Below are 13,834 nucleotides of genomic sequence, written 5' to 3'. Positions count from 1 at the left end.
ATAATCATGCCAGGCAAAATCCGGTGCATTTGTTCAAAAAATCATTCATTAAGCCCCCTTTCTTTGTGAATAACAGACTTACGAAGTTTTTAAAAACTTCGTAAGTCGTAAACATCCTTTTTACTCTATCTCAAACTCCTTTTTTAGTTTAATATCAACCGATGAACTGCCTATCATCACCATAAACTTACCTGGTTCAACCGTCCAGTTCATGTTTTTATCCAGCAGAGCCAAATCATCGGGGTGCAGGGTAAACTGCACTGTTTTCTTTTCGCCGGGGTTCAGGGTAATCCTGTCAAAGCCGCGCAAATCATACTCATAAGTGGTAACGCTGCTTACTTCATCCTTAAGGTAAAGCTGCACCACCTCATCTCCCTTCCGCCTGCCTGTATTGGTTACATCAACACTTATCTGTATAAGTCCCTGCGAATTACCTTTTTCGGGTGATACCTGCAGATTACTGTACTCGAACGTAGTGTAACTTAACCCGTATCCATAAGGATATAAAGCTCCTTTTACACTGGTTTTGCCCCAGCTGTTTTGCCCGCCCTGTTCAGCCTGTGAAGATGGCTTGAAAGGGAAATTATACTCCAGCTGCCCCGTTGTTTTAGGGAAAGTGATCGGCAACCTTCCGCCCGGGTTGTTATCACCAAATAAAGTTTCAGCGATCACCTGTCCGCTTTGAACACTCGGGAACCAGGCTTCCAATATAGCCGGCACATATTTATTTTCCCAGTTGATGGTTAAGGGCTGCCCGTTGATCATAACCATTACCACAGGCTTGCCGGTGGCCTGCAAAGCCTGGATCAGCTTCAATTGTCTGCCAGGCAGGTTCAAACCCGTACGTGACAAACTTTCGCCTACGCGGTCAATATCTTCGCCTACCACGGCTATTACAATATCAGATTGTTTTGCCTGTGCTACCGCCGAATCAATAGCTGCCTGCTCCTGCGCAGTTAGCGGCGTTTCAATGATCTCGCTTTCGGGCCAGGTAGCATCAATAATATCGCAGCCTTTAACATAGCTAACTTTAGCATCGCTGCCGACATAGTTTTTAATGCCGTCAAACACGGTAGTAACGGGATTGTGCGATGGACCGTACCTGCTGGTAGCATAATTCTCTTCTTTAGCCAGCGGGCCGGTTACCAGGATATTAGGGTATTTCTTTTTATCCAGCGGCAGCAGGTTGTTGACGTTTTTCAACAACACCATCGATTCGCGGTTCATTTTCAGGCTCATGGCCTTATCTGCGTCGGTATGCACTATTTTATCGGCCGCTTTTGGGTCTTTAACATACGGGCTGTCAAACAATCCCAACCTGAATTTTACTTTCAGCACTTCGCCAACGCGTGTGTCAATGATCTTCATCGAAATGCGGTTCTCTTTAATCAGCTCACGCAGAGGCATGATAAAGGTTTGCGGCATGGTAAAGTTGGTGCGCACATTAAGGCCTGCCTCAACAACCTGCCTTACAGCTTCTTTATAATCTGCCGCTACGTGGTGCTTGGAATACAGAAATTCTACTGCCTCGCTATCGCTCACTACATAACCATCAAAACCAAATTGCTGGCGTAAAAGCTGGGTCAAAAAGTAATAGCTACCGGTTATGGGTACACCATCCCAGTCGTTATAGCTGCTCATTACCCCCATAGGATGCGCTTCCTGGATTACCCTGCGGAATGGGTATAAATATAGCTGATGCATTTCCCTCGGTGCAACATGCGGATCGGTACGGGCGCTGCCGTCGCGGCCTCCTTTTGGCACGCTGTACACAGCAAAGTGTTTAAGTGTTGATGCTACACCCTCTTCCTGGATGCCCAGCACCATTTGCTTGCCCATTTCAGCAATGTGAAAAGGGTCTTCGCCATAACATTCAACCACACGGCCCCAGCGCTGATCGCGGGCGGGGTCAAGTATAGGGGCGTAAACATTGGTATACCCCAAAGCTTTGGCTTCGCGACCAACGGTTTTACCTGCCTGGTATACCAGTTCCTTATCAAAAGTACTGCCTATGGATATTGGCGCCGGTAATGGTGTGGCCCGGTCATGGTTAAGGCCGTGGATGCCTTCGTTGGTAAAATCGACAGGGATGCCCAGGCGGGTTTCTTCAACAAACCATTTTTGTATGGTATTGATGGCCGAAGCGTGCTTGCTGAAAGGATATGAATACTGCGTAGGTGCAGCATCCGTATGCGAAGTAAGATTATTCAGTTCTTCATCAATATTGGCTATGCCATCTTTCCAAACTTCGTTTTTCCAGTTGGGTACGGGCATTTCATCTTTCAACACACGCTTGTAGCCATACAGGGTAGCCATTTGGCAGGTTTTCTCTTCAACGGTCATCTGGCTTAATAAATCAGCCAGACGCTTATCAATGTTTTGCGACGGATCTTCAAACACATCCATTTTGCCGTTCTTGTTAAAATCTATCCAGCCTTTGTGGTAGATTTTTTTTTCCTGTGCCGATGCAGCCAGGCTAAAGCTAAGTGATAAAACAGATGCCACAAATACCCGCGGCAGATAGTACTTAATTCTCATGAGGTTGTATTGGAGTTGGTATTTCAAATATATAAACCTGTGTGGGCGCAGCCATGCCCGGAGCCGGATATTTTAACTATATCGTTTGAGTAACGAGGGTTAAACCTGCCACCTGCAATATTCACAAACTTTATCTGTTACATTTAGCTCTTAAATGAGCTTAAGTAACTTGTAACCCTAATTTCACAAGCACTCATCCAGTCTGGTATTTGCGTACCTTCCTGATTTTAACGCTAATCATTTATGGTATCTGCCGGGAAGGCAGCGAGATAGCGGCAGCTATCATGTAAGGTTTGTTTGCCATTCCGGGTTACGTAATTAGCGTTTGCAGCCATTTGATATATATTATCGAAAACCCCATGGTATGACCTTAGCGGGCATCTGCCCAATCAGCCTCGGCAAAGGCAGGATTTATTTTATAATCATTATAGGTGATGCTGCTCTTTTGTGCACCCTCGGTTTGTAATTCGGCGGCAGGAAAAACAATACCATCAACCGTTTTATAACCGGTAAAAGCCGATATCTGCACTACCGAACCCACTTTAGTACCTTCGCCAACCAGCTGATTTTTATCGTCTAACACTGCAAAACTGGTTACGCCATCAAAACTATAGCTTACTATCATTACGTTATTTTTACCTTCCTGCACCTTAACATTTTGAATATGATCGAGGTTTTCTTTCCTGAACAATAGGGCCCCTGAACGGAAACCCTGTTTCAATTGCGCTAAACGCGGGGTTGACAGCGGTTTTTTATTGCCATCACGCCATTGCCAGCCATTATCACCTTCCATTTGCTCAACCTGCAGTAACTTTCCGCCTTTGCGAATCTCAGAGCGGACGCGATGTGCGGTCAGATCAATCTTAATAGTAAAATCGAAGCCCGTCATTGTAGCGGAGATCTGCATGGTTTTAATTGCATTGAGCTTTGCACCGCCGTGTACTTCGGCAGCCTTGTTTAATAAGCCCGAAGCATCATTATCACCGGTTTCAACTGCCTGGTTTCCGGCAGTTGTTTTAGCATTACCAGCCCCTCCGGATGTTGTTTTAGATGAGGATGATACGCTTTTGGGTGCTTTATCCTCCATAAAATAAATATTGCCATCTATGGCGGCCATTACAGGTTTTTCACCGGGGCGGCAAAAGAAACTATGCGTTTCGGTTTTACCTGTATTATAAGTTAATGTAAGTATGCCATCTTTAATAGTATAGGTGCCTGCCCCGCTATCTTTGCGACTTCCGCCGCCACCGATACCTTCACCTGATACCATAGTGGCTGAAGAACTATTTTGGCTAAAATTACCCTTCCCATCAAAATAAAGGCCTTTTGAGCCTGATGTGCCAACAAATACCTGCCCGGTATTCCCTCCTCCCATGCTACTTGCATGGGTAAATTGATAATAACCGGCAGGTACCCTGTCGGCAGTATTGAGTTTTAGGATACTGAAAGAACCCGCATCGATATCGCCATCAGATTCAATTTTATATTCCTGTTTGGAGCCTTTGAGATACTGCAATTTGAGCGTATTGCCCTGTACCTGGTAACGACCTGCAACATGTGTTTTCCAGTCGGGTTTTTCAAGCAGATCGTTAAAAGTTCCATCGGGCCTTAATTGGAAAACAACATCACTGCGGCCCATGCCTCCTCCCATGGTAACAGGTAATGTTATTTCAATACCGGCGTAAACGCCGCTTACATTTTTTGATTGCGCGCCGGCATTAACACCGGCAAAAAGTGTGATAAGCAAACCAAACACAAAAGCTTTCATAGTATCAGCAGGAAAAATTTACTATTCGGATTTAACTATCAACTCCAGCACGATAAAAATGTTTTTAGCTTAATGATAAGGTTTTGTTAAATTTTACCGGCCGGCTAATACTTTAACGCTGTCTTGAAAAAACCGACAGCCAAGCTGTCCACCTGTAAGTGAATGGCATGCCTGTTAACCGAAGCATCATCGGTAAAGTACATCGGGGCTTCCTTTTTTACAGCGTCAATGGCCTCGCCAAGCATTACGTAATGGCCTACCTTACCGGGCAGCTCGGTATATTTTGATTTACCGATTAGCTGATGATAATGCCTGGCATTGGTTTTAACCGGGGCTATGCTATCGCTTTGTGAGCCTACAATATACAAGGCGCCTTTAATATCACCTACCTGCTCTTTACGGGTAAAGCCAAAGCCTAATGCGGGCGATATGGAAAAGAATGCTTTGATTCTTTGATCTTTTAGCGGGGGCACATGTTTGGAGTCGGCAATCATGGAGCTATCGTCCAGTAGTTTTACCAATCCCGGAAATTCAGGGATCTCCAGCTCTTTGCGGCCTGTGGTTTTATAATAACTGCGGGCCTGCTCAAAATCGAGCTTTGCACCGGCAAGGGCAATCATGGTGTAGCCTCCAAATGAAAAACCGGTTGCCCCTATTTTTTGCTGATCGATAAGCGGGCCAACTTCGGGGTTATTCAGTAAGGATGTAAGGGCGAAGCTGATATCCAGCGGACGTTCCCATGGCTTAACAAATTCAAGGGGAATTTTATGATCATATGTATTGCCGTAATGATCGACAGCAGCAACTATGCAACCGCTGATTGCAAGAGCCTGGGCCAGCCACTCCAAAGTTAACCGGCCACCGCCTGTACCATGGGAAAGTAGGATAAGCGGCAGTTTATTTGCCGGAAACTTACCATTACGAACTGTTGGCTGTCGTAAAAAGGGCGAAAAATGTTTATCTGCGGGTTTTAACGTATCAGCAGTTGGATACCAGATTTCGGTAACCACCGGGCGGTTATTGCGGCTTCCGTCTTTAAAATTGAAGGTACGCTCACCTAAGTTTTGGGCAATCGTAAGATGGCCTGATAGCAAGATTATAATAATGGTGAAGATTTGTTTCCACATAATGTATAGCGTTTATATCACAAAACAAGGCATTTAGCTATTCAAAAAGATTGACAATAGTCAATAAATCACTTTTTTGATTTAAGGCGGCTCAGGGTTTCCTGCGAGATGCCAAGGTAGTCGGCAACTATTTTATTGGGCAGCCTTTTAATGATTTCGGGCTGGGTTTGCATCAGGATATTATAACGGGCTTTTGAATCCATAGTAATAAGGCTTTCTATCCGTTGAATTGATGCGATATAATCAAGCTCAAGACCTGTACGATACATAGTCTCAAACCCGGGAATCTCCTGAAGGAGCAGATCGCGATCCGCATAACTCAGCACCAACAGTTCGGACGGCTCCGGGCTTTGAATAGAGGCCACAGAAGGCTCTTTCAATATAAAGCTGGGAAATGCGGTACCCATGCGCCCTTCAAAAATCAGGAACCGGGTTGATTCGTTGCCCTCATCATCGGTTAAAAACACGCGGAGGCATCCTTTTACCACAAAATATAAATGTTTTGCGATGCTCCCCTTTTCAATCAGGATCTCATTGCGTTTGGTAAAGCGGGTTTTAAAACAATTTGCAATCAGCCGCTCATGTTCAGGCGAGAGGATTAATTTACCTTCAAGATGTTGTTTTAAAGCAGGATGCATAGCTGCAATTTATACACTTAGCATCGGGTTGACAAATTCCTGATTATTTTTGAGTAAGCAGATCCTGGTACAAGCTAAAGTTTTCATCATCAAAACAAACAAATATCACTTTCTCAACTACGTTGCTATCAGCCAAAAAATCATTAACTGTTTTAACAGCAATGGCTGCAGCCTTATCTTTTGGAAAATGATAGATGCCGGTACTGATATTAGGAAAGGCTACGGTATGCACATCATTTTGGGCGGCAAGCTTCAGACTATTTAAATAAGCGGATTGCAACAGTTCGTCCTCACCTTTTTTACCACTATTGTAAACGGGGCCAACCGTGTGGATCACATATTTAGCCGGCAACTTACCGCCTGTTGTAATCACTGCCTGCCCGGTTTTGCAGCCGCCCTGCCGGGCTACTATCTTACGGCAATCTTCCAGGATCTCCGGTCCGCCGGCACGATGGATAGCGCCGTCGACACCGCCGCCACCCATCAGTGATGTATTTGCCGCGTTTACAATAGCATCGGCCTTAATTTTTGTGATATCGCCCTTTACCAGTTCAATAGTGCCCATAATATCTTGAATTACAGCTGATATAACAAACAGAAAAGTGTTTTGCTTTTAAAAATAGAGTTGCACCATTTTACGCCAATAACGGGCGCGGTGTGCTTCCTCGTGCCAGATATATAAACTGTTTTGGATGCCTTTGCTTGCCAGCACGGTACTCAGGTATTTATTATCTTCTAAAAAGGCATCTTCTTCGCCCACGGCCAGTATAATTTGGAGGCGTTTGATCTGGTCAATAATTTCGGGACTGTGCAGGTTATTTAAAAATTGGTTGGGCATATTGAAATACACATTTTCATCGCGGTAGCCATCTAACAGGTCGCGGAAATTGCCCATAGCCTGTGTAATGTCATAACGCCCGCTCATACCCACTACCTTCACAAATACCGACGGATGTTTAAATGCAATATTAACCGCATGATAAGCCCCCATGCTGCAACCTGCCGAAATAATTGAACCGGCGGCGTTAAGTGTTTTCATCAACGGCACCACCTCCTGCAAAATATACTGTTCATAATGCAGGTGCCTTTCCATGCGATGGTAGGGATGACTGAACTCATTATAAAAGCTTTCCCGGTCGATGCTATCCACACAGTAAACCTGCAGGTGACCTGCCTCAATTTTACTGCGTAAGGCTTCAATTACTTTCCAGTCTTCATAATCATAGAACCGGGCTGTGCGGGTGGGAAAAAATAAGACGGAGGCGCCCGCATGGCCAAAAACCAGCAATTCCATATTACGCTGAAGCGACGGACTGAACCACTTGTGGTACTCTCTTTTCATCTTTTAAACCGCTGAAAGATGACAAATGCGTGTAAACCCTATATTAAGCTAATTTGATACTTTGTGGCATTCGCTGTAAAACAGCTTTTTTCCACAAAGCGTAACCGGCGCTGCTCAAGTGCAAACCATCTTTATCATAATATTCTCGTATTGGTTTACCGGAAGCATCTATCATCTGATTAAATATATTGATGAACTGCCAGTTTTTATGGCGGTGTATTATCTCGTTTTCAATTAAGCTATTGGTGTACCTGTACTTTTCAACAATAGGCCAGCGGGCAAGGCTTGGCTTAAGCGATATATAATAGCAGGGAATACTACCAAAAAGCCGCTCAACCTCAACAGTGAGCTGCTTAAAAAATATAAAAACCTCTTCGGGATTGCGGCCATCGCCGAGATCATTATCGCCTGCATACACTACAATGGATTCGGGATTATAGGAATGCATTATACGTTCAAAAAACCATACACAAGCAGCCAGTGTAGAACCGCCAAAACCCAGGTTAACCGGTTGCATGTCATCAAAATCAGCATCAAGCGTATTCCACAAACGAATGGATGAGCTTCCATAAAAAATTACCCGCGGCACATAATCAAGCTTAGTTCGCTTAATTTCCAGCTGCTTCACATCCTCTTCGTACCAGATCATATTCTTTTATAGTAGGGCCGTATTAATTTAAGCGCTAAAGATAATACAATAGCCCTAACTTAATGTAACGATGATAAAACTAAAAATGTAAAAATGACTATTATTCTGCCGCTTCTTCGCCTTTGGTGCCCAGCTCAACAATATCACCCTCTTTAAAAAGGATAGCCTGCAGCGTAGTACGCCATACCGGCTTTTTGCGCAGTAAAAACTCAAGGTCCATACCAAAGTGCTTAAACTCCTCCTGCTGTGCGTTTTGCATAATGGCTTTAGCTTGTTTATCTTTTTCGACAGAAATCCGCTGTTCGTACCAGTTTATGGCTTCAGCCTCTTCGGTTAAAGAAACTATCATCCGGGCAAAGGTTCGGGTTTCGTCGGACAGCTCATTTGCCGGTTCGTGATATTGATCAAATGACATAATACTTTTTTAAGGAGATAAGTATTATGTAAACGCTTTTGTTTTAAGGTGTAAGTATTTAGAATGGTTATTAAGCCACGTGTTTCCTGATTTTGATATTAACCAGTTTGGATGTAGGCGTATTACTTTGTTCGGCAACGCTGTTGATTGGGACCAGCACATTGGCTTCGGGGTAATAGGTAGCTGTATTCCCTTCGGGTATGTTGTAAGGCACAACTACAAACAGCCTCGCTACCCGCTCGGCGCCATCATCATAATTAAACAGATCAACTTTTTCCTCCGCTCTAAAACCGGCTTTTTTCATGTCGTTTTCATTCATCAAAATTACCCGGCGCTCGTTGTGAATGCCCCGGTAGCGGTCGTCAAGGCCATATATAGTGGTGTTAAACTGATCATGACTGCGGATGGTTGCCATATGGTATTCATCAGCCGCCAGTTCATGCTGCGGCAACGGGGCGATATTGAAAGGCACAACGCTCCCATTCTTTTCGGTGATAAACTTACCCTCCCGTGCAGCATTGGGCAGGTAAAACCCGCCGGGCAAACGTACCTTTTGGTTATAATCCTCACAGCCCGGAATAACTTTGGCTATCGCGTCGCGCACTGCATCATAGCTTTGTGAGTACTTATCCCAGTCGACAACGGCGCGATTACCTAATGTGGCTTTAGCGAGATTACAAATGATCTGGTTCTCGTTCATCAGATGTTCAGATACCGGCTTCAGCATCCCTTTTGACATCTGGACAACCCCCATAGAGTTTTCGCAGCTTATAAACTGCTCCTCGCCATTTACAACGTCTTTATCACTTCGTGATAGTGTTGGCAGGATCAAAGCTTCCTCACCATGAACCAGATGACTGCGGTTTAATTTGGTTGATACATGTACCGACAGCTTAAGTTTACGCATGGCCTGTGCCGTAAACAGGGTATCCGGTGTAGCCGAAAGGAAATTGCCGCCCATGGCAAAAAACACTTTAAGTTTGCCCTCGTCCATAGCTTTAATAGATTCAACAACATCATAGCCATGCCCCCGCGGCGGCTCAAAACCAAAAACTTCCTTGAGTTTATCCAACTGCTTCGGTTTTGGCTTATCCCAGATCATCATGGTACGGTTACCCTGTACATTGCTATGGCCACGTACCGGGCACAAACCGGCACCGGGTTTACCAATGGCGCCTTTAAGCATGGCCAGGTTCACAATTTCTTTTACGGTATCCACTCCGTTTTTATGCTGGGTGATGCCCATAGCCCAGCAAATAATGATGCGGCTTTTATTTTTAATCAGATCAACAGCCTGCTCAATTTCATTTACTGTTAAACCGGCAGCTTTAGCCAGATCGTCAACCTCATATTGGTTCAGGTTCTCTAAAAAAGCAACATAACCAGTAGTGTTCTTTTTAATAAATTCATGATCGAAAACACTGCCGGGATTCTCCTGCTCGGCCTTGTATAACAATTTTTCCATGGCTTTAAGCAATGCCATATCACCGTTTATTTTTACCTGCAGGTACAAATCGGCCAATTGTGTTTTAATGCCTAAAATACCTTTTAAGGTTTGCGGATTTTTAAAGCCCATCAACCCCGCCTCATGCAACGGGTTTACGGCAATGATCTTTGAACCTTTCTGTTTGGCCTTTTCAAGCGCGCTAAGCATCCGGGGGTGATTGGTACCGGGGTTTTGCCCCATAATGATGATCACATCGGTATCGTAAAAGTCATTAAGCGTAACCGTGCCCTTGCCAATGCCAATGGTGTCTGCAAGGCCAACACCGGTACTTTCATGGCACATATTGGAGCAATCGGGCATGTTATTGGTACCAAACTCGCGCACAAATAACTGGTACGTAAATGAAGCCTCGTTACTGGTACGGCCGGATGTATAAAATGCAGCTTCATCGGGCGATGCCAAAGCGTTAAGCTCAGTTGCTATCTTTTTAAACGCAAAATCCCAGCTTACCGGAGCGTAGTGGGTGCCACCTTTAGCGAGGTAAACCGGCTGGGCGATACGCCCCTTCTTCCCTATCTCATAATCATTAAGCTTAGCCAGTTCGGCCACCGAATTTTCCGCAAAAAAATCTCCGGTGAGTTTTTTGGTAGTAGCTTCTTCGGCAAGGGCTTTGGCGCCATTTTCACAGTATTCGGCAAGGGCTGAACGGTCATCATCCGGGTCGGGCCAGGCACAGCCAGAGCAATCAAAGCCACTCTTTTTGTTCATATGAAACAAACCCTCCATACCTCTTGCCAAACCAGTTTCTTTTAATATATCAACCATGGCAACTGTAACAGCAGGAATACCCGCCGCCCAATCTTTGGGATGTTTTATTTTCAGGTCGAGCAATTCCTCAGGGTTCTCTGCTGCTGGTCCTTTTTCTGCTTGCTTGCTCATGGCTTTTTAGCTGCTAAGGGATTGGGATAATTATCGCTCTGATCTTCGGCGACTTCATCCAAACACGTAAAATCTTTTTCAACCAGTAAATGCAAACTGCCGTGCTTACCTTCATAACCTACCTTATCGTCGTCGGCAAAGCCGGCAACCACAGCTTTTGGCGCATATAGTGTTATGGCATTCTCCTTATAGGTTGCCGAAAGATGCTCATCATCAACGAGCCTCAAAGCATAAATCAGCTGCTGGCTGCCAAAATCGACCGTTTCCTGAACATAACCTTCTTCGGCCAGTTTGGCTACATCGGTTTTAGTGAGCCTGTATCTTAGTGTATTACCTTTTATCCTTATTTTCATTGGTATCAATCAGTTTACGCCGATGGCGCCGTTAGTACGGCCTCATCGGGGACCATTACCCGGTGCGCGCCCGCGTAAATATTAAAGCGCTCATCACGTAAAAAGCCAATTAGTGTAATATTAAATTCGTTTGCCAGTTCAATAGCCAGGCTTGACGGCGCACCTACTGCCGCAATAATACTGATGCCGGCCATCGCGGCCTTTTGAATAAGCTCAAAACTTGCCCTGCCGCTAAGTAACAATACTGTTTGCTGCAACGGCAACCAGCTATACATCATAGCAGCACCTATCAGCTTATCTAAAGCATTATGCCTGCCTACGTCTTCCCTCAATAATAACAGCTCACCCAAAGGAGCAAACAAAGCCGATGCATGCAAACCGCCCGTATCATCAAATACCCGCTGGTGCCCGCGCAAAATCTTCGGCAACTGATTAAGTACCAAACTATTAATCACATTGCCATCATCTGCCCCGGCGGCAAAATTGCTTACCGTGCGAATAGCGCTGATAGAACCCTTGCCACACACACCGCAACTGCTGGTGGTATAAAAATTACGTTCAGTATTTTGGAGATGTGGTATCACACCTTGTTCAAGTGTTACCAGCATGGTATTCTCCTTGTTTTCAGCACAGGTTATAAAGCTGTGTTTAGCTGATTTTATCTCATCTGCATTTTTAATAATGCCTTCGGTAAAAAGGAAACCGGTTGCCAGTTCGGCATCATGCCCGGGGGTACGCATAGTTACAGAGATATTACGTAGCTCTCTGCCTTCTGCAGGACCATATTCCAGTTTAATTTCAAGTGGTTCTTCAATGGCTATGCTATCCTCCTCCCTTGCGCTTCGGTTAGCGTTAACTTTTACAACCGGGATATGAATAACTGATGGCGTAGACATACTCAAAGATACAATTTATGGCATAGTTTGTTTATGTAAGTTTACATGCAGAAGGCAAGTTCAATGTCTTCGCTTGAATTGTTTTTGAGGTAAGCGTCTGCACAATAGCTGTTAACTTAGGCCAGCAAGAGGGGTTAACAGGGTTAACAGAAATTCGAACTATTTTACATTACTTAGTTGACAACCAATTAATTACATAAAAAACAGTATTAACACATGTAAACCCAGGCAAGGTTAATCCTCCACACTTATTTTTTTGTTTAGGTTAAAGCGCGGACGCCTGAACCCGCATAATGAACTTACATATGTTGATTTGTTAAATTTAAACCTGTTGCTCGTTTTGTAAGCTAATTTGAATATTTTTGAGATATGAAGATCAACATACTGGCTTTTGGAGTGGCTAAGGAGATATTTGGAAGCAGCGAAGTTAGCCTGGAAATGACCAACGATGCTACTATCTCCAATTTAAAATACCTGCTTGAGCAACAATATCCGCGTTTAAAGCAGCTTTCATCATACATGCTGGCTGTCAACAACGAATATGCCCTGCCCGGTGATACCATTCACGAACGCGACGAAATAGCGATCATTCCGCCGGTAAGCGGGGGGTAGATCAGTTTGCAGTTTGCGGTGGGCGGTGGGCAGTTGGCAGACAGTAGCAGTGGCAGTAAATTAGTTGGCAGTTATCGGTGGGCAGTTGGCAGTACTTCCGTTCAGTTTACAGTTTTTAGTTGGCAGCTCGTGGGAACTCTAACAAGATATTTTAATACAAATCCACTCAACCTAACATAACAATGGCTATCAGAAGCGCTACGCTTGCCGATCATACTGCAATATCAAATCTGCTAACGCAATTGGGTTATCCCGGCACTGAAGGTTTTTTGCCGGGAAACCTTGAAAAGATGTTGGGACAATCTTCTTCGCAGGTTTTAGTTTATGAAGATGAAGGTGAGGTTGCAGGTTTTATCGCCATTGATTTTTTAACACAGCTGGTGGTTAAGGGTGATTTTATTCGCATCAGTTGTTTTTCTATTGATGAAAACATCCGGGGCAAAGGTATTGGTAAAGCTCTTGAGGGTTATATTACGGAACTTGGCAAAGAACGTAATGCCGACAGGATAGAGGTGCACTGCCATACACGCAGGACTGACGCCCACCGGTTTTATTACAGGCAGGGTTATTCCGAATCGCCTAAATACCTCATGAAATCATTAGCAGATAAAATATAGATTTGCATTGTTATGAAAACACAGATCCTCCTATCGGCCCAAACACTGGAGATCCAGTCATGTATAGACTGGATCATGTCGCCCGAATCCGGAGGGATCGATGTATTTATTGGCACGGTACGCAATACAACCAAAGGAAAAAGAGTTTTAAGGCTCGATTTTGAAGCCTATGAGCCAATGGCCATCAGCGAGATGAACAAAATTTCCACGCAAGCTTTTGAACGCTGGCCCATTCAAAAAATACTGATCCACCACCGCACCGGATTGCTGCAGGTTGGCGAGGTACCGGTTGTTATTGCCGTATCAGCAGCGCACCGTGACGCCGCTTTTGATGCCTGCCGGTACATCATCGACACACTTAAACAAACCGTTCCTATCTGGAAAAAAGAAAGCTTTGAGGATGGCGATGTTTGGGTAGCAGCACATCCTTAGGATTTCGGATTTGGGATGTTCGATTTCGGAATTATGAAATTTGGATTTTTCAATTTTCAAT

Annotated in this window: 14 protein-coding genes; 3 read left to right on the top strand and 11 right to left on the bottom strand. The window is 44.5% G+C overall.

The annotated features are described in order from the left end of the window. Nucleotides 1–120: 120 nt before the first annotated feature. The 11 genes from MusilaSJ_RS26495 to fdhD all read right to left on the bottom strand — a co-directional run bounded on the left by MusilaSJ_RS26495 (nucleotide 121) and on the right by fdhD (nucleotide 12,112). A complete protein-coding gene (locus tag MusilaSJ_RS26495) occupies nucleotides 121–2,538 on the bottom strand; it encodes a glycoside hydrolase family 3 N-terminal domain-containing protein (protein WP_274987760.1) in 2,418 nt (805 codons plus the stop codon). Between the two features lie 370 nt (nucleotides 2,539–2,908). Beyond that, on the bottom strand, nucleotides 2,909–4,306 hold the full coding sequence (locus tag MusilaSJ_RS26490; protein WP_274987759.1) for a hypothetical protein: 1,398 nt from the start codon (nucleotides 4,304–4,306) through the stop codon (nucleotides 2,909–2,911). Nucleotides 4,307–4,410: 104 nt separating this feature from the next. Then, nucleotides 4,411–5,433 (bottom strand): alpha/beta hydrolase family protein, encoded by a 1,023-nt coding sequence (locus tag MusilaSJ_RS26485; protein WP_274987758.1) that lies wholly within the window; start codon nucleotides 5,431–5,433, stop codon nucleotides 4,411–4,413. A 68-nt stretch (nucleotides 5,434–5,501) separates the two neighbouring features. Further along, nucleotides 5,502–6,071 (bottom strand): Crp/Fnr family transcriptional regulator, encoded by a 570-nt coding sequence (locus MusilaSJ_RS26480; RefSeq protein WP_274987757.1) that lies wholly within the window; start codon nucleotides 6,069–6,071, stop codon nucleotides 5,502–5,504. Nucleotides 6,072–6,114: 43 nt separating this feature from the next. Further along, on the bottom strand, nucleotides 6,115–6,636 hold the full coding sequence (locus MusilaSJ_RS26475; protein ID WP_274987756.1) for an O-acetyl-ADP-ribose deacetylase: 522 nt from the start codon (nucleotides 6,634–6,636) through the stop codon (nucleotides 6,115–6,117). A 48-nt stretch (nucleotides 6,637–6,684) separates the two neighbouring features. Then, nucleotides 6,685–7,413, bottom strand: coding sequence for an esterase family protein (locus MusilaSJ_RS26470; RefSeq protein WP_091162216.1), 729 nt, complete (start codon nucleotides 7,411–7,413; stop codon nucleotides 6,685–6,687). A gap of 43 nt (nucleotides 7,414–7,456) precedes the next feature. After that, entirely contained in the window at nucleotides 7,457–8,062 is a 606-nt protein-coding gene (locus MusilaSJ_RS26465) for a GDSL-type esterase/lipase family protein (RefSeq protein ID WP_274987755.1), read from the bottom strand. 100 nt (nucleotides 8,063–8,162) lie between these two features. Next, nucleotides 8,163–8,477, bottom strand: coding sequence for a ferritin family protein (locus MusilaSJ_RS26460; protein ID WP_274987754.1), 315 nt, complete (start codon nucleotides 8,475–8,477; stop codon nucleotides 8,163–8,165). Nucleotides 8,478–8,547: 70 nt separating this feature from the next. After that, entirely contained in the window at nucleotides 8,548–10,863 is a 2,316-nt protein-coding gene (locus tag MusilaSJ_RS26455; protein WP_274987753.1) for an FdhF/YdeP family oxidoreductase, read from the bottom strand. Beyond that, nucleotides 10,860–11,216: a DUF7009 family protein gene (locus MusilaSJ_RS26450; RefSeq protein WP_274987752.1), complete on the bottom strand. Its 357-nt coding sequence runs from the start codon at nucleotides 11,214–11,216 to the stop codon at nucleotides 10,860–10,862. Before MusilaSJ_RS26450 ends, MusilaSJ_RS26455 begins: the two co-directional genes overlap by 4 nt. 14 nt (nucleotides 11,217–11,230) lie before the next feature. After that, a complete protein-coding gene (fdhD, locus tag MusilaSJ_RS26445; RefSeq protein ID WP_274987751.1) occupies nucleotides 11,231–12,112 on the bottom strand; it encodes a formate dehydrogenase accessory sulfurtransferase FdhD in 882 nt (293 codons plus the stop codon). Nucleotides 12,113–12,481: 369 nt separating this feature from the next. Here fdhD and MusilaSJ_RS26440 point away from each other — a divergent pair, with 369 nt between their 5' ends. The 3 genes from MusilaSJ_RS26440 (at nucleotide 12,482) to MusilaSJ_RS26430 (ending at nucleotide 13,773) form a co-directional block, all read left to right on the top strand. After that, nucleotides 12,482–12,724, top strand: coding sequence for a MoaD/ThiS family protein (locus MusilaSJ_RS26440; RefSeq protein WP_090526447.1), 243 nt, complete (start codon nucleotides 12,482–12,484; stop codon nucleotides 12,722–12,724). A gap of 182 nt (nucleotides 12,725–12,906) precedes the next feature. Continuing rightward, the gene (locus MusilaSJ_RS26435) at nucleotides 12,907–13,341 is read left to right on the top strand and encodes a GNAT family N-acetyltransferase (RefSeq protein WP_274987750.1); all 435 of its coding nucleotides are present in this window, start codon (nucleotides 12,907–12,909) and stop codon (nucleotides 13,339–13,341) included. A 12-nt stretch (nucleotides 13,342–13,353) separates the two neighbouring features. Then, the gene (locus MusilaSJ_RS26430; protein ID WP_274987749.1) at nucleotides 13,354–13,773 is read left to right on the top strand and encodes a molybdenum cofactor biosynthesis protein MoaE; all 420 of its coding nucleotides are present in this window, start codon (nucleotides 13,354–13,356) and stop codon (nucleotides 13,771–13,773) included. Nucleotides 13,774–13,834: the final 61 nt, after the last annotated feature.

It is taken from the genome of Mucilaginibacter sp. SJ (genome assembly GCF_028993635.1).
Classification (GTDB): Bacteria; Bacteroidota; Bacteroidia; order Sphingobacteriales; family Sphingobacteriaceae; genus Mucilaginibacter.
Note: the sequence above shows the minus strand (reverse complement) of the source record. Positions and strands in the feature narration are given on the sequence as shown.